Here is a 15,316-nt window from a genome sequence, read left to right on the forward strand (position 1 = left end):
ATTCTAGTGCGATATTTTATTTCTGACGGTTTGTGAGTGGTAGCAATGCAGAAAGAACACGGAATGAACACGATTTGAATGCGTCTACCCCACCGATACCAAATGACAGCGCTCACATACGAAAACCGCGCCTCGGGTGATGAAGCGCGGTTTTGCCCCATTTAATTGTGGGAGACGGCTACTTGTTCACAGCGATACTGGTGGTAGAGCAAGAGCATAAACAGTCTCATATATTCTTGTTGATACTGCTGGTGGATACGCTGGGTTCGTTTCAAATATCGACGCTTCATCATGCGAATATTGATCGGCTGGCGTTTGATCGCTGGCTTGTGGCGCTTGGGAATAATGAGCGGTTTATGGCGACTATTGATCACCACTACTGACGCAATAAGTGCGATCAGCGTGGTGACAATGATGAGTCCTTGCATTTATGCACCGTTCCCTTTCAGCACATCGCGCACCCCACGCACAAACTGGCGAATCATTGGCTCGGCGCTCAATGCCACCAGCGCGGCCAGCAATCCGCTCATAATCGCAAACCACCAATGAGCACCAAATACCGCATGCAAGAATTCATGGATGTACCAGCCGGTTGCGGTCGCATCGAGTGAGCCAACGATGACCGCACAGGTCAACCGCATGCGATCGACGTGCACGAAAAAGTAAGCTATTTGTTCATACCAGCGTAACTCGCTTGGCACCTTTACTCCACGCCACAAATGTTGGCCCACAAACGAGATCACAACATGGCCAAGACAGCCAATAAAGAACCAGTCCAGTATTCCAGCTTGTACCCAAATGCCGTGGTATTTCAGCCAAAGGCCGCCGAGCACAACTGCGCTCGCTGTTGCCAAGCCATTGGCAATCCATAACACGATCCAAATCAAAAGCATGCTTGCCTCCGCAATCAAACGGCTGCGGCTCACAAACTGCCAGCGTGTTTTCACGGTCGCGTTCTGTGGCAAGCCACGCGCAACTCGCACGCGGCGACGATATTCCAGTGGCCCTAAAGGCGTTCGCGTTGTCATAGTTATGCTTTGCTCCGCTTCCATGCGAAATGAACAATACAGGCTGCGATAATCATCAGCTTGATCGGAGCTGGCACATACTGGTAGAGACCATAACCCAAAAGAGCGCCAGCGATAACAGCGAAGATTACATAATGCTTTGGCATACATTGCTCCTAAAAATGAACGAACCCCGTCAACCAAGAACGTGGTTCGCTGTCAACTTCAAGTTGGTCGGTGTCAACCAAGACTGGTTGACACTGTTTCGCGGTAGCGCTTGACGTGTCGCCCGATGTGTTGACGGCTTGGCTCACCACCGAGCAGGTCACTGATCTGTTGGTAGCTCAGGCCTTGAGCATTCATGGTTGACCATTCAGCGGCGCGCTTATCAAATGTGGTTGACGGCTCAAGCGTCTGTGATTGATCGGGGTCGTGCTCAATCAACAAGGGCGTGTCAACCGATTCGTGAGCTGGTTGACTGTCAACGTTGACAGTTTGGGGCGTGATTTGCAGGCCTATTTTGTCATCTTCGAGCTGGCCACGCTCCGCCGAAGCGACAGCGATACAGAGCGGAATGAAGAGCGCGAACGCAATCGCAATGCACCATCCAATCCATGTGGGAATGGTTGACGGCATGTGGGTGACAAGGTAAATCAAGTTCAGCCCAAACGAGATGACCAGTGCGACACCGAGTAGGAGCGCAACTAATTTGCCGCGCTTGAGTTGTCGCCGCTTAGCGTAATCGTAGTAGCCGGTAATGACCCATGTCGCACCGTCAACCAAGAGTGTCATCAGGCCTGCGACAATCTTGCCAATGACGGAGCCATCGCTGAACAAGGCCAGAGCACCGACCATATGCGCGAAGCTGACAACGATGGTGCCGAGCGACAACCAGAAAAAGCGTTGTTGTTGTCGATCAATTGCTTCAAGTTCTACCAGCTCGGCAGGCTTGCGTGACATTTGCACGGCGATCTTATCAATCTGATAACTCACGCTGCTCCCTTCTGCTTGACCACGGTCAAGCGTGTGGCATGTTGCCAGACGCTCACGATTGGCAATTCAATCAAACTCATGGGCTGGGCAGTTGGGTCATGGCATTCACCCGTTATCGGGTGAGTTGCTTTATGGGCTTTGTATTCGTTGAGCGTCGTTGCGATATGACTACAGGTGTTGCAATACCAACGACCCTGCTTCTTCACGTGCTCCATCGGTACTCCTAAACCAAACAACACCACCGCAATGGGCGGTGTTGTTCGCCGAATATGCTAGCGTTCACAGAAAATCGTATGATGAATTACGCCGTTGACAGGCTCGTCTCCCGCTCCATGTACACATTCTGGTTGAAACAGAATAAGTGTTTGAAAAACATCGTCAGCAATGGCGGTGTTTTTCAAATTAAACGCATGTATGAAATACGTTAGGAATGCTAGTATTTGGCACTATCAATGTGCTGTGGTTGTTTTGATTGCTCGTTTGAATATGGGCCTTCGTGTGCAGAGGCTAGAAATTCACCCGCTGAATATGAATGCTCGGATCATAAACCACCGACGTGCATGCGCCTATTTAGGATATATTTCTGGCCAAAATCGCAGTTAATTTGCTAATTGGCGTGCTAATAGTCACGATCGAAGCCTTAAATAACTCGATCTGTGGCTAGCAAATGCTTAAAAACAAAGCACACTCAGGAATTCCCCAAGTGTGCTTTTTCGCAATACCTGCACATCGGCTAGGAGCGCTAGCGGATCATGAGCGGTTGCTTTACGAGCGTCACCACAAGCAGGCCATCATTACGGCCTATCGTGGCAAGATCAAAATAGCGAATATGAATAAGATACCCGCCATTCACACCAACTTTTTGATAAACAGGGTTAATGTCGCACCCTTAGGTTCGACAGGCTGGTTATCGATGAGATAGCTTGGGTAGTGGTCACGATAGAATTGCTCGATCCCGGCGGATGACTCCGTGACGAGATAAAAATCTTGGCGTTTAAGCGTACCAAGATTCGTCCCTTTCTGCGCATCTCTATGGGCATCGATCGTTGCTTCGCCACCAGTGTAGAGTTTGGCCGATCGCGGCGTAAACAATGTCGGTTCATCCGTTGATATGCTGGTCGGCAAAGCTGTGGGCGCAATAGAGCCACCACAGCCCGTTAGAAAGATCATGACAAAAAGCCAGAGCCAACGTCGCATCCATTCCTCCTTCATATTCTCACCACAAAACTTCAAAGTTTCTCAATTATTGGCGTAGCGTTAACGATCTCACCCCAACAAAAGTTCCTAAGCCCATACCCAGCCCTTGATTATGCCTTTCCAGCAGCAAGGTAGGATTTGATCTGCGGTGCTGTCGCAAATAATGCGATCATGCCAGCAAAGATCGCCAGCCAGATACCTGCGCTCAACCCCGACCCTAAGAGTAAGCGACACCCTTGCACAAGCATACTAGCTATGGCAACCACAAGCACTATATCGCGGCCCCACGGCAGCCGGAAGATCAGCGGAAAGGCAAGAATGATCCACAATCGGCTTTCAATCAGATACAGAATCCGCATGGCATAGCCCAGCCAGCCGAATCGCATCTCCGCCTCAGTAAATCCGCCAATCCCAAGCAGATTTGCCCATAGCGCTGTGCTATCAACTGCTAAAAGCCCACCAATGCCACGTGCAGCCAACAAAATACCGAGACTCATCATCAGCCAGCGAACAGTGGTTGGTCGTGTCATGGGATAGCTCCTTATGGTGCTCTACTCCATCATTGAAGAATTAATCCGTGCCCTTCAATCAGTTATACCAAACGCCGAGTGGCATAATCAAATAAGGTGATAAGTTCTGCGCTGTATTGGTCTTTATCAAGCGCTGGATCACGCAACCAGGCTGCAAAGGCTTGGTCAATCGCGGCGCGAATCGTAACAGCCATGGGGTGTGGATCAAACGCCCGAAATTCGCCTTGTTCCTGTCCCCACGTCAGAATAGCCTCAATCGGTGCAAATAGGCTTGCGTCGGTGCTAGGGGCACTCGTCAGTTTATCAGGCTCGGTTTGCCAATGAGTCAAGATTTCGGCGGCAGCCTTGACATGGGTCGGATGATCACGGCCATAGGCCAAGTTGGCCGCAAGGTAAGCGTGTAACAGCGTGGTCGCCGATTCGGTCGGCAGAATGTGTGCTTCCATAAAAGTGGCCGCATGCGCATAGATGGCCGCCAAAACGGTTTGAAGCAGGTCATCTTTCCCAGCAAAGTAATACGAAACAACACTCGTGCTAATCTCAGCTCTAGCCGCAATCTGCGCCAGTGATGTTTTTACGTAGCCAAGGTCGGCCAGTGATTGGATAGCACAGTCGATTAATTGCGTTCGACGGGCTTCTTCGGTGAACGTGCGTGGCGGTCGGCCACGAGGTTTATTAGATTGCATAATCTAATTATAGATCGATCAGTCTATTAAGTCAATAGCGCTAAATAAGACACGTTGTTGCGTACTTTTTCTACCCGCAACAAATGCGATTGGGATCATAAAAAAACCACCTAAAACGACAAACGACCCGCTGGGGGTCCCTAGTAGGAGCAAAGAGATTACTGCTCAATCTGCAACCGCAGTTTACCTATTGAGTGCAGATGAAATATCGATTTACCTCAGCAATCAATAGGTAAACATGCAAACTTCCCCAGCCAAGCGCCAACGGTAAAGGTGCTGATAATCGATAAAATAGCGATGACTCCAAAATTCTGAAAGCATACGCCGGCGTAGCCATAGCAGCAATCAGCTGGAATGCTGCCCCAAAAGAGGCAGGCTGCTTACTTTTGCTCAGCATCAAAAGCGCTGAGCTGGGCTTCGAGCTGCTCTAGGCGTGCTTGCTGGCGTTCTTGACGCGCAGCGATCACGGCGATTAATGCCTCGCGGCTGGTATGTTGAAAAAGCTGATTGTCGGGAGCATGACGTTTGATTTGGGCAATTGCCAACTCGTCACGACGGATGTGGGCCTGCAGACGCGTAATTTGGGCACGAAGTTTGCGACGATGGAGTACGCGAGTCATAGTAGCTCCTCAGCAAATAAGAATCACTATTCTAGAAGTAGAACAGAGTCTCGTCACTCACCAAGAGGTCATTGTTGGGTCAATGCACACAGGCCACAAGCAACCATGACTTTTGAGGTAAGCATTAATGAAAGGCTTGGCTAGCTTCGCATGTGGCGTGGAATAGCACTACGCGAGCTTAGCCAAGGCTTGATTGAAGCATGCGCCATTTTTTAGCCCAAACTAAAATAGGCAAACACGCCAACCTCCCCAGCCACGATCCAAAGATAGAGCCGCTGATAATAGAGAAAATAACGATGACTCAACTCAAAATCAGGAATCACATGCCAGCACTGGCCGCGCTGGTTCAGGCCTGCATGCAGGGCTTTTGTAATAATTTCAGGTTTAGCCCAGCCTTCGAGCGTCAATGTACGCTGTTGTTGTTCAGCAGTCAGCTCAGGGATTTTTATCCGTGGCAAGCCACGAATCGGCTCACGCAACACAATGTAGGGTAGATTGCGCCTGGTATAACGGCCCATTCCAATCGATTCAATCTGCTCCCAGCGAATGTTGAAATATTGCCAGCCTCGGCGCATAATCAAGCCGTGATTCGTAATCTCAAGATACGAAAGTGTATCAATCGCCATTCTACTTGCAAAGGTTAAGAGCATGATGACTAATCCCCAGCGCAGCATAGAATCAGAAGCATTATCAAGACCCAGCAATGATCCGAAAGCATAAACCGTTGCAGCAATCACAGCAGCCAAGCGTCGCCAATATTCGGGAACCCTGAATTGGTACATAAATCGACCAACGGACATAGACATTCTCTCATTCTGTAAGCAACACCACCAGCAATACGCTAACGAAAAAGCCAAGGTTACTGATGCAAACCACTGCGACATCAGCTTCCTATCATTTGTTTTCATCCCAATTCTGCTTACACTAGCTGCAACCACGGAGGTACTCCCTATGATCCGATTTGTCCGCTGGCTGCACAGAAGCGTTAGCTTGCTCTATAGTTTCGCAACCTTGCTCATTATCGGATGCTTATTCATGTTGTTTGGAGGGGCTGATACCCGCGTCCAAGAAGCAATTCTGCATCATATCAGCAATCCTGTTAGGTCTACTATTAAAATCATGCCCATCTTTTTCATGTTGAGTGCTGGCGCATGGCTGCATCGCCCAACAAACCGAACCTCGCCGTTTTGGCTCTTGCTGAGCGTTGTTAGTCTATTGATTGGCGGAATGGGTGGCTCAATGCTGATTCGGTTACGCCAACTTTTGAGTTTTATCCCAGCAGCGGAGCACGTTGTAGCTCCAGGTTTTGGATTAACCAACCGTGGCTTGGTTAGTTCTTGGGTTATACATGTCTATCAAGGCTGGAGCATTGGGCTGATCGGCGGGGCTGGCATTATTCTGCTATGTTGCATCCTCAAAATCTGGCTGCCAGCGACCCCATCCAACCCTACCAGATCTACATCGCTTATAGATTCATGGGATAACCTCATGCCGCGCGCATCACGCTCGTTTGATGATTAATCTTGGAGGAAGAGCCATGATCTCCACATTGCGTTGGCTTCGTTCATGGATTACCGGAATCTATGGTACAAGCATTATCCTCATGTTTATTGCACTCAAGCAGCTCATGAAAGGCTATCAGAGCGTTGCTGAAGAGGCCTTCCTCTATCACATTTTTGATACAGCCGCCGGACTGTATTTCTGCATTATTCCGCCGCTCAGCGTTTTTGCGCTGCTTGGTTGGCGTTTGGCTGCCAACAGTGAATTTCTGCGCCCATTGCTGTTTGTCATTGGCTTCATTGCAACATGGAGCTTTATCTTTGGAACAATGATGCTAGCCCAACTTGCAATACAGCTCAGCAGCGTCGATCATAATGGCAACCAGCTCGCATTTGGCTCGGCAGCAACTTCGCGTGGGGTCGTAGAGCCAAGCTTCGTATTTACCCATCTTGGTTGGGCAATGCTAGTCAGCCTAGGATCATTATGTATCCTTGGCTGTTGTTATCTCAAATATCGCTGGCCAACTCGCCCAATGCTATCCAATCAAAATCATTCAACAGCTCATTAAGCAGGAGCAGGCTATGCTTACAAGGCTTATTAATGGCTACCAACGCTGGGCATGGATTCCATGGTTTGTAGGGGTAGGATTGATCGCAGCAGGGCTGAATAGCTTACGCCAGCCCTTGCAACAATCGCCTTCATCGTATAGTTCTGAATCACAACCCTATCTAGCGAGCCTAGGGATTGGCATCTTGCTTGTGCTTATCGTAGTGAGTAGCATCGCCCGCCTTGTCAAAAGCATGCGCTTTGCATGGGATTTGGTTTGGATGTGTGCAGCGCTACTGATGTTGTGTGGGCTTTTATCATGGAGCGGAGCAAGATCCTCACTTCGCAATAATGAATCCAGCCGATCACGCCAGCGGGCAGAAATCAGGGCAATACCGACACTTTTGATGCAGCAACAAGCTGCATGGTTGATGATTGGCGGCGCAGCCTGTATCCTACTAACCAGCTGGATTATCATGCTTGAGCCACCCACCGCAGCACCGCCGCAACCGAACCACAGCCATCCCGATGAACCATTGATCACGTGATCGTTTGAGGATCAAGCGTCGTTTAATAGTTCCCAGCACCATGCTTTCCAGTTACCTAATTTACCCAAGTTGGCGCGCAAAAAATTGCAATGCAGCTTCACTTGCTTGCTGCTGAATTGCTTTGCGGTCAACGCCTGCTTGGTCAACGCACAGCTCAGGAATCAGCTGACAGCCTGCTTCAGTACATTCAGCCAAGAACACATAGTGGCCCACAGCTCCCTCAAAGATTCGCAAATCTGCACCCTTGATATATGCGGCATAGCGCTGAGCATTCGCCGCAGGCGGGGTGTTTATATCGGCTGCACCAGCCATAATCAGCACCGGAATCGCTACCTCGTCCAAGCCAGCGGCGCTAAATCCCTCACCAAGCGCTGGAGCCAAAGCAAGAACAGCTCGCACCCGTGCATCACGATACGATTCGCGATGTTCACTGGCGGCGGCATAGGCTTCAAGCTGCGTGATCAAGCTAGCTGGATCGGGAAACTCAGGCGGTGCAAGCAAGTGCAGTGGCCGCCCAGAATCGGTGTAAGCCGCCAACAGCGTGCTCAAATCCAGCCGCGCGCCAGCCAGTGCCAATACGCTATAGCCACCAAGTGAAAATCCCGCCGCCCCGATTCGTGTTTGATCAATGGATGGCCCAAAGCTCGGGTCAGCGAGCAATCGGTCAAGCACTGCACTCAAATCACGTGGGCGGTCCCAAACTCGGGTAAAGCCTTCAACCAAGTATGGTTCGATGCCCGTGTTGCCATGATGATTAACCCCAGCAACGATATAGCCTTGAGCAGCCAACGCCCTAGCCAGCCAACTAAGTTGCATGGCAATCCCACCAGTTCCGTGCGAGATGAGAATAAGCGGAAACTGACCTTCAACCAGCGCCGCATCTGGGGCTGCTTCGCCAGCATTAAACAGCGGATTGTCGGGAGGGCCAATCAGCATGGAAATTCGCGGCGCAAGTGGATCACATGGATACCAAATATTGGTCAACAACGGACGTTCACCACCAAGCCGCCAATCGACGCGCGTTTGATCGCGATAGGCCAATGTCCGCCAACCAACGTTATACAGCATATCCATCCTTTCTTTAAATCGAATGCGAGCAGCCATGCTCGGTTTAGGGAGCTAAATCAAACCATTCCAGAATCTGCGCAAGCAAGCGACTTTCTGGATCGTACTGGCTATTGGCAAATGCAGCGGTCATTCGCTCACGACGCATAGGATCAAGCACCCAGCTAATCACCAAGGCTGTTGCCTGGCCACGATTGTTCCAGCTATGGCCGTGTAAGCGGTTTTGACCAAGAATTTTGGCCATATGCAGATCAAGAAAATCTGCATAGTGGTGTAATCCGATCATTGTATCTAACTGTGCATCCCAGCTTATGAGCAATGGTTGAAGATCAAGCTCGGTTTGAGCAATTGCGCTCAGCATTTCATCAATTGCATAATCTGGATCAGCCAGCGCTGCTTGCCAGAGCGTCCAAAGATAGGTCAGAATAAGCTGTTGTTCTGATGCAGGCCAAGTTTGCCAATCAGCGAGCCGCAGTTTTCCAAAGATCATATCGCGATCGATGAATACTGAGCGATCAGCGCACAATTCCAAAAAGCGCGGCAAAATTGCCCGAAATTGATCAGCATCGCCCCAAGTATTCAGCGCCTTAAGGCTATAGCGCCAAAGATCGTTGCTGGTTAATTGGCGAATCGGTTTCGAACGCAGGCGCTGATAATCACTATCAGCAACACAACATGGGCAGCCAGTCGGATGCGCAGGAATCGTGTAGCCACTGAAACAGGAATACAGTTGCTCAATAATGATAGTCATGGCAGCTGATTGCAGCATACATTCATTTCCACGTCATTGACAAGCGCCATTACTTGAGCTGCTGTGCAAGCCCCAACAAAATGCCTTCGGGGCCGCGAATAAAACACAGCCGATAAAAATCCTCATATTGGGCAATTTCACCGACAATTTCAGCGCAATGCGGACGCAAGCGCGTCAGAACGGCATCAAGATCATCAACCGCAAACATAATTCGCCGAATCCCCAGCGCGTTCGAAGGGGCATTGGTTGGGGTTACGTTTACTGCCGCTGGGTTATGAAATTGGCTTAATTCGACTCGCCCATGGCCATCGGGAGTGCGCAACATTGCAATCTCGCATTCCACATTCTCAAGCCCAACGACTTGATCAACCCACGGCCCAGCCAATGGCATCTCGCCCTCTAATTCCATGCCAAGTTCAAGAAAGAACGCCTTTGCAGCAGCCAGATCGTTCACCACGATCAGCACATTATCCATCCGTTGCAGCGCCATAGATAATCCTTCCGCTTAAGCTTATGCATTGATCTGGGCAAGAATTGTATCGACAACCTGAGCAAGCGGGGCGGTCGCATCAATCTGGATTGCATTCGGTGCAAAACCCGCCTTGGTTGCATGTTGAAAGCGGGCAAAAGCTTCGCCTGCTTCGGCTGTTCCACCCCATTCAGTCGCTGGTCGAGTAGCAAGCCGCTGATTGAGCGTCGCCAAATCGACCACAAGCACAAACACTGCATCGAACAAATCGACGAAACGGGCAGAATTGCGCGAGCCACCACAGAAGAAACTAACTTGATGCGTATGATCGGCGAACAAAGCGCGAACCTTGGCAACATCCCAAATCCACGCCCCAAGCTCGTCACTGCTTGCATCCACAGGCTTGCCAGTTTGTAAATCGCCGGAATAGGCCAACTCGCGATCGCCATGGATGGCATGGTAGCCACGGCGTTGCAGCTCGGTGCAGACCGTTGTTTTACCAGCGCAGGAAACGCCATCGATGAGGTAATTTTTGATGCCCATGCTTGGTTCCTATCACGACCTATGCTATCTGCTCATCATAGCGATGCTGTCAATCGTAGTGGGCCTAAAACCACAAACGACCCGCTAGGGGTCGCTTGTGGGAGAGAAGAGAGAGGAGAAGGTTTGAACTAACTATACCAGCAAATAGGGCAATTAAGTATGAGATCTTGATTAATTTCTTAGCGTTATCCCAAACTCCTGCCAGCAAAGCCTTTTAGCTGCATTGAGCGATCCGATGCTGCAGAAACAGCTGCTCGAAGCATAACTAGCCTCAAAAGCAAAAAAGTCTGCGATTTCTCGCAGGCTTTGCCATTCCCTCGCACCAACGAAGCTCTCGCTCACAAGCGCTAGCTCCATACACTAGTGTTGCTTGTCATATTGACGTTGGCCTGTTTGTGATTTTGTTTAGCACATTTATCGCCTTTGTTGGCATCTGCGTGCCTGATAACTAGACATTATCTCAACATTCGTGCTACAATTCATGAGCATATCCTGCTCATTGGCCTAGTTCCAGCGTGCAGATCAATGCCGAGCTAGGCCACATTCAGCGTATAACCCGCTGGCTCACGATTAATTCGTGGGCTGGCGGGTTTCGTTTTGGCTGTTTCTAATCCCCTCACGAGGATGTGAGTTCTTCGAATGAACATTGTTTCAACGCTTGATCGGTCTATTGCGCGCACGTTTTAATCCCCTGACGAGGATGTGGGTTCTTCGAATGCGATGACTGATGCAACCAAACCCATCTGCCTGTATGGGTTTTAATCCCCTCACGAGGATTTGGGTTCTTCGAATGCTACGATTGAGCGGCCATACGGCGAAGGGTACGCCATTCGGTTTTAATCCCCTCACGAGGATGTGGGTTCTTCGAATCAACTGACGTTACGGCTGATGAATTGCCACAATTCGCTAGGTTTTAATCCCCTCACGAGGATTTGGGTTCTTCGAATCAAGACAAGCGCAATGCGATCATCTTCACGGGCTATCAAGAGTTTTAATCCCCTGATGAGGATGTGGGTTCTTGGAATCGTGAAAACAAGGGCATAATGAGGAAGGTGCTGTTGTTTTAATCCCCTGACGAGGATGTGGGTTCTCCGAATTTTGCGTACTTGCAAGCTCCTTTGGTTGCCGACGGCGATGGCTTGTTTTAATCCCCTCACGAGGATTTGGGTTCTTCGAATCCACAGTGGTTGGGAAACCTACGAAGTCGAGGGGTTAACGTAACGTTTTAATCCCCTCAGTGGGTTCTTCGCATGTCATTGACCGCTGCGATGGCGAGATGTGGCTCGATGCGTTTTAATCCTCTGACGAGGATGTGGGTTATTCGAATACAGGGGTAAATGGGCGAACCATTATATCTACTATGGTCAGTTTTAATCCCCTCACGAGGATTTGGGTTCTTCGAATGAACTTCACAGGCAGATCAACCATGCAACGCAGAGAAGTTTTAATCCCCTCACGAGGATGTGAGTTCTTCGAATAGTTAGCAAAATTGGTCAACGCTATGTAGACAAGTATGGTTTTTAATCCCCTCACGAGGATTTGGGTTCTTCGAATCGACAGTATGGGCAAGGTTGCCTATGTTGAATCAAAAGTGTTTTAATCCCCTCACGAGGATTTGGGTTCTTCGAATCGTGTCTTTTTGGCCTTGCCCGACTCAGTGCATGAGTGTTTTAATCCCCTCACGAGGATGTGGGTTCTTCGAATGCAATCAAAGCCTGTGCAGACGGGCTGCCAGAGGCCGCAGCGTTTTAATCCCCTCACGAGGATTTTGGTTATTCGAATAAGTACAGACGACGATGATGACTCATATCTCGTCGCAAGGGTTTTAATCCCCTCACGAGGATTTTGGTTATTCGAATCCTGAGGGTTGGGTGCTGCTTGAATATACAGGATCGGGTTTTAATCCCCTCACGAGGATTTTGGTTATTCGAATTTCTTGCTTTAAGCGATCTTCTTCTGCTTGCATCTCCATAATGTTTTAATCCCCTCACGAGGATTTTGGTTATTCGAATAAACACCGAAGACTTGGTGTTTTGCGCCTGCTGCGAAGCAGAACGTTTTAATCCCCTCACGAGGATTTTGGTTATTCGAATGGCCGCTGGTTGGGGCAACTACCAGAAAGGCGATCTGCGTTTTAATCCCCTCACGAGGATTTTGGTTATTCGAATTATGAATTGTGCGAACGCTATTACAAGGATAATAAGTTTTAATCCCCTCACGAGGATTTTGGTTATTCGAATGAAGGTGAGAAGCGGGCCACTATGGGCCACGAACGAATTGTTTTAATCCCCTCACGAGGATTTTGGTTATTCGAATTGTCCTCATCCGACACCCGCCAGTTATCGATCAAGATTGAAGTTTTAATCCCCTCACGAGGATTTTGGTTATTCGAATACATCGTTGATGAGCATGCCGAGCGGCGCTGGTTAATTCGTTTTAATCCCCTCACGAGGATTTTGGTTATTCGAATCTTTGCTGTACTGAGAAAGTGATAATACAAATCATACACAGTTTTAATCCCCTCACGAGGATTTTGGTTATTCGAATTGGTGATATTCAATTGTTGCAGATTAACAAATAGGATACGTTTTAATCCCCTCACGAGGATTTTGGTTATTCGAATTCCGATGGCCTGAGCAGCCCATCACCTGCTCACCACGCGTTTTAATCCCCTCACGAGGATTTTGGTTATTCGAATTGAAGGGCGCACACGACCTAAAGACGCTGGCCAGCAAGGTTTTAATCCCCTCACGAGGATTTTGGTTATTCGAATATGAAGCTATATACGATGTTCTATCCAGAGCTAAAAATCGTTTTAATCCCCTCACGAGGATTTTGGTTATTCGAATTATGATACCTCTACTTTACTAATCCTAATGTCCGATAGTGTTTTAATCCCCTCACGAGGATTTTGGTTATTCGAATCATCAGATAATGGTCGGCCAATATCATAATTAAGGTGCGTTTTAATCCCCTCACGAGGATTTTGGTTATTCGAATAATATGAGTATTTGCAACGACCAATCACCACTCCATTAAAGTTTTAATCCCCTCACGAGGATTTTGGTTATTCGAATGATGGCTTGAGAACATTTCTCAAGTCGTATAAACAGTGTTTTAATCCCCTCACGAGGATTTTGGTTATTCGAATCTGTTGGTAAGAAGTCAGAACTAACAGATTGGCTGAATGCGTTTTAATCCCCTCACGAGGATTTTGGTTATTCGAATGTAATCACTACGGTATCCTCTAGGCATTAACGATTATCGTTTTAATCCCCTCACGAGGATTTTGGTTATTCGAATCGGATCGAACTCCATCCCAAACTTGCAGCCGTGCTGAGTTTTAATCCCCTCACGAGGATTTTGGTTATTCGAATCTCGTTGCAACCTTTTTCGATTGCGAGATATTCAATCATAGTTTTAATCCCCTCACGAGGATTTTGGTTATTCGAATGCTTGCCACAACGGGCAAGCCAACAATTGTTTGTCTAGGTTTTAATCCCCTCACGAGGATTTTGGTTATTCGAATAAGCAACCAAGAGATTGGTTGTGACGTGACTAGGTTTTAATCCCCTCACGAGGATTTTGGTTATTCGAATTCATCAAACCATGCTTGGTAGCGAGTAATACCACTAGCACGGTTTTAATCCCCTCACGAGGATTTTGGTTATTCGAATGCCTACTGTACCGTGCGCTGCCACAGCATCTAAGGGTTTTAATCCCCTCACGAGGATTTTGGTTATTCGAATTGCACGCCTGATGCACCGTTTGTTATCAGACTACATTGTTTTAATCCCCTCACGAGGATTTTGGTTATTCGAATTTTGGACTTCGGCTGCGCCAACCAACAGTTGCTGGTTGGTATCGTTTTAATCCCCTCACGAGGATTTTGGTTATTCGAATACCAGTATCGGGACAAAACCACACAGCGGGCATCTCAGTTTTAATCCCCTCACGAGGATTTTGGTTATTCGAATGTTCGGCGGCTAAACGGGCTAATCCAGATGGGCTATGTTTTAATCCCCTCACGAGGATTTTGGTTATTCGAATTTTACCATTCGCCAAAAGAAGGGCTGGCCGTGTACCGACAGTTTTAATCCCCTCACGAGGATTTTGGTTATTCGAATGCATACGTAGCACCGCTAGATCAGATAACGCTCCATATGTTTTAATCCCCTCACGAGGATTTTGGTTATTCGAATAAATTGGAAGGACTAGAATTGGAGATATTCCTTCACAATAAGTTTTAATCCCCTCACGAGGATTTTGGTTATTCGAATCTTCGAGGTCACAGACCCCGTAACAGGCATCATTCGGGTCGTGAGTTTTAATCCCCTCACGAGGATTTTGGTTATTCGAATTTAACTTCAAAGATGAGTGTTCGAATCACTCTCAGTTTTAATCCCCTCACGAGGATTTTGGTTATTCGAATATCGCTTGTTGAATTTGGGTAAGTCCCCCACCAAGCCCGTTTTAATCCCCTCACGAGGATTTTGGTTATTCGAATTCAACACAAAAGCCATGATAGTCCTCCTTGATAAAACCTGTTTTAATCCCCTCACGAGGATTTTGGTTATTCGAATATCTCGGCTCGGCTGACCTCCGCACGACGCACCGTAAGTTTTAATCCCCTCACGAGGATTTTGGTTATTCGAATTGACATTGACAACAATGGCAATGTGCAATTGTTTGTACGTTTTAATCCCCTCACGAGGATTTTGGTTATTCGAATGAAGAATGGCAAGATCGTTTAGCGATTCACCACATTTTCGTTTTAATCCCCTCACGAGGATTTTGGTTATTCGAATGAAACAGGCGAGCTTTGGGCTGTTCGTAACGAAAACGAGTTTTAATCCCCTCA

17 protein-coding genes and 1 CRISPR repeat array (1 of these 18 running past the window's edge) are annotated in these 15,316 nt (G+C 48.3%); of the genes, 3 read left to right on the plus strand and 14 right to left on the minus strand.

All coding sequences use genetic code 11. The features are described from left to right. Positions 1 to 161: 161 nt before the first annotated feature. The 10 genes from ACFMKP_RS16250 to ACFMKP_RS16295 all read right to left on the minus strand — a co-directional run bounded on the left by ACFMKP_RS16250 (position 162) and on the right by ACFMKP_RS16295 (position 5,941). Positions 162 to 428 (minus strand): hypothetical protein, encoded by a 267-nt coding sequence (locus tag ACFMKP_RS16250; protein WP_382293150.1) that lies wholly within the window; start codon positions 426 to 428, stop codon positions 162 to 164. Further along, complete coding sequence (locus tag ACFMKP_RS16255; RefSeq protein WP_382293152.1) at positions 429 to 1,028, minus strand: hypothetical protein; 600 nt, start codon at positions 1,026 to 1,028, stop codon at positions 429 to 431. Positions 1,029 to 1,030: 2 nt separating this feature from the next. Continuing rightward, positions 1,031 to 1,174, minus strand: coding sequence for a hypothetical protein (locus tag ACFMKP_RS16260; protein ID WP_382293154.1), 144 nt, complete (start codon positions 1,172 to 1,174; stop codon positions 1,031 to 1,033). Between the two features lie 73 nt (positions 1,175 to 1,247). Continuing rightward, entirely contained in the window at positions 1,248 to 2,000 is a 753-nt protein-coding gene (locus ACFMKP_RS16265; RefSeq protein WP_382293156.1) for a hypothetical protein, read from the minus strand. After that, complete coding sequence (locus tag ACFMKP_RS16270; RefSeq protein WP_382293158.1) at positions 1,997 to 2,215, minus strand: hypothetical protein; 219 nt, start codon at positions 2,213 to 2,215, stop codon at positions 1,997 to 1,999. Before ACFMKP_RS16270 ends, ACFMKP_RS16265 begins: the two co-directional genes overlap by 4 nt. 634 nt (positions 2,216 to 2,849) lie before the next feature. Next, entirely contained in the window at positions 2,850 to 3,197 is a 348-nt protein-coding gene (locus tag ACFMKP_RS16275) for a hypothetical protein (protein WP_382293160.1), read from the minus strand. A gap of 110 nt (positions 3,198 to 3,307) precedes the next feature. Beyond that, complete coding sequence (locus ACFMKP_RS16280; RefSeq protein WP_382293162.1) at positions 3,308 to 3,727, minus strand: hypothetical protein; 420 nt, start codon at positions 3,725 to 3,727, stop codon at positions 3,308 to 3,310. A 62-nt stretch (positions 3,728 to 3,789) separates the two neighbouring features. Continuing rightward, positions 3,790 to 4,413, minus strand: a complete 624-nt coding sequence (locus tag ACFMKP_RS16285) for a TetR/AcrR family transcriptional regulator (protein ID WP_382293164.1) — start codon at positions 4,411 to 4,413, stop codon at positions 3,790 to 3,792. Positions 4,414 to 4,793: 380 nt separating this feature from the next. Then, positions 4,794 to 5,033, minus strand: a complete 240-nt coding sequence (locus tag ACFMKP_RS16290; protein WP_382293166.1) for a hypothetical protein — start codon at positions 5,031 to 5,033, stop codon at positions 4,794 to 4,796. Positions 5,034 to 5,245: 212 nt separating this feature from the next. Next, a complete protein-coding gene (locus ACFMKP_RS16295) occupies positions 5,246 to 5,941 on the minus strand; it encodes a hypothetical protein (protein ID WP_382293168.1) in 696 nt (231 codons plus the stop codon). Between the two features lie 127 nt (positions 5,942 to 6,068). Here ACFMKP_RS16295 and ACFMKP_RS16300 point away from each other — a divergent pair, with 127 nt between their 5' ends. From ACFMKP_RS16300 to ACFMKP_RS16310, 3 genes are read left to right on the plus strand one after another with little or no spacing between them, the layout of a single operon-like run. After that, complete coding sequence (locus ACFMKP_RS16300) at positions 6,069 to 6,554, plus strand: hypothetical protein (RefSeq protein WP_382293170.1); 486 nt, start codon at positions 6,069 to 6,071, stop codon at positions 6,552 to 6,554. Between the two features lie 16 nt (positions 6,555 to 6,570). Next, positions 6,571 to 7,101 carry a hypothetical protein gene (locus ACFMKP_RS16305; RefSeq protein WP_382293172.1) on the plus strand — a complete coding sequence of 177 codons (531 nt, stop codon included), beginning with the start codon at positions 6,571 to 6,573 and terminating at the stop codon, positions 7,099 to 7,101. A 13-nt stretch (positions 7,102 to 7,114) separates the two neighbouring features. Further along, the gene (locus ACFMKP_RS16310; protein WP_382293174.1) at positions 7,115 to 7,627 is read left to right on the plus strand and encodes a hypothetical protein; all 513 of its coding nucleotides are present in this window, start codon (positions 7,115 to 7,117) and stop codon (positions 7,625 to 7,627) included. Between the two features lie 60 nt (positions 7,628 to 7,687). On the opposite strand, the gene ACFMKP_RS16315 is transcribed toward ACFMKP_RS16310, so the two are convergent. Genes ACFMKP_RS16315 through ACFMKP_RS16330 form a run of 4 tightly spaced genes read right to left on the minus strand, consistent with a single transcriptional unit; the run spans position 7,688 to position 10,455 of the window. After that, positions 7,688 to 8,695, minus strand: a complete 1,008-nt coding sequence (locus tag ACFMKP_RS16315) for an alpha/beta hydrolase family protein (protein WP_382293176.1) — start codon at positions 8,693 to 8,695, stop codon at positions 7,688 to 7,690. Positions 8,696 to 8,738: 43 nt separating this feature from the next. Next, a complete protein-coding gene (locus tag ACFMKP_RS16320; RefSeq protein ID WP_382293178.1) occupies positions 8,739 to 9,461 on the minus strand; it encodes a hypothetical protein in 723 nt (240 codons plus the stop codon). Between the two features lie 31 nt (positions 9,462 to 9,492). After that, positions 9,493 to 9,933 (minus strand): VOC family protein, encoded by a 441-nt coding sequence (locus ACFMKP_RS16325; protein WP_382293179.1) that lies wholly within the window; start codon positions 9,931 to 9,933, stop codon positions 9,493 to 9,495. A gap of 21 nt (positions 9,934 to 9,954) precedes the next feature. Continuing rightward, positions 9,955 to 10,455 carry an AAA family ATPase gene (locus tag ACFMKP_RS16330; RefSeq protein WP_382293181.1) on the minus strand — a complete coding sequence of 167 codons (501 nt, stop codon included), beginning with the start codon at positions 10,453 to 10,455 and terminating at the stop codon, positions 9,955 to 9,957. A 604-nt stretch (positions 10,456 to 11,059) separates the two neighbouring features. Further along, positions 11,060 to 15,316: direct repeats of the CRISPR family, unit length 37 nt; unit sequence GTTTTAATCCCCTCACGAGGATTTTGGTTATTCGAAT; it runs 1,681 nt beyond the window's last position.

This window comes from Herpetosiphon sp. NSE202, assembly GCF_042688385.1.
Taxonomy (GTDB): domain Bacteria; phylum Chloroflexota; class Chloroflexia; order Chloroflexales; family Herpetosiphonaceae; genus Herpetosiphon.

What these genes read in the sequence shown, in the direction of transcription:
- ACFMKP_RS16250 (WP_382293150.1), bottom strand. Translation starts at nt 428, where the DNA reads ATGCAAGGACTCATCATTGTCACCACGCTGATCGCACTTATTGCGTCA.
- ACFMKP_RS16255 (WP_382293152.1), bottom strand. Translation starts at nt 1,028, where the DNA reads ATGACAACGCGAACGCCTTTAGGGCCACTGGAATATCGTCGCCGCGTG.
- ACFMKP_RS16260 (WP_382293154.1), bottom strand. Translation starts at nt 1,174, where the DNA reads ATGCCAAAGCATTATGTAATCTTCGCTGTTATCGCTGGCGCTCTTTTG.
- ACFMKP_RS16270 (WP_382293158.1), bottom strand. Translation starts at nt 2,215, where the DNA reads ATGGAGCACGTGAAGAAGCAGGGTCGTTGGTATTGCAACACCTGTAGT.
- ACFMKP_RS16275 (WP_382293160.1), bottom strand. Translation starts at nt 3,197, where the DNA reads ATGCGACGTTGGCTCTGGCTTTTTGTCATGATCTTTCTAACGGGCTGT.
- ACFMKP_RS16280 (WP_382293162.1), bottom strand. Translation starts at nt 3,727, where the DNA reads ATGACACGACCAACCACTGTTCGCTGGCTGATGATGAGTCTCGGTATT.
- ACFMKP_RS16285 (WP_382293164.1), bottom strand. Translation starts at nt 4,413, where the DNA reads ATGCAATCTAATAAACCTCGTGGCCGACCGCCACGCACGTTCACCGAA.
- ACFMKP_RS16290 (WP_382293166.1), bottom strand. Translation starts at nt 5,033, where the DNA reads ATGACTCGCGTACTCCATCGTCGCAAACTTCGTGCCCAAATTACGCGT.
- ACFMKP_RS16295 (WP_382293168.1), bottom strand. Translation starts at nt 5,941, where the DNA reads ATGAAAACAAATGATAGGAAGCTGATGTCGCAGTGGTTTGCATCAGTA.
- ACFMKP_RS16300 (WP_382293170.1), top strand. Translation starts at nt 6,069, where the DNA reads ATGTTGTTTGGAGGGGCTGATACCCGCGTCCAAGAAGCAATTCTGCAT.
- ACFMKP_RS16305 (WP_382293172.1), top strand. Translation starts at nt 6,571, where the DNA reads ATGATCTCCACATTGCGTTGGCTTCGTTCATGGATTACCGGAATCTAT.
- ACFMKP_RS16310 (WP_382293174.1), top strand. Translation starts at nt 7,115, where the DNA reads ATGCTTACAAGGCTTATTAATGGCTACCAACGCTGGGCATGGATTCCA.
- ACFMKP_RS16315 (WP_382293176.1), bottom strand. Translation starts at nt 8,695, where the DNA reads ATGCTGTATAACGTTGGTTGGCGGACATTGGCCTATCGCGATCAAACG.
- ACFMKP_RS16320 (WP_382293178.1), bottom strand. Translation starts at nt 9,461, where the DNA reads ATGCTGCAATCAGCTGCCATGACTATCATTATTGAGCAACTGTATTCC.
- ACFMKP_RS16325 (WP_382293179.1), bottom strand. Translation starts at nt 9,933, where the DNA reads ATGGCGCTGCAACGGATGGATAATGTGCTGATCGTGGTGAACGATCTG.
- ACFMKP_RS16330 (WP_382293181.1), bottom strand. Translation starts at nt 10,455, where the DNA reads ATGGGCATCAAAAATTACCTCATCGATGGCGTTTCCTGCGCTGGTAAA.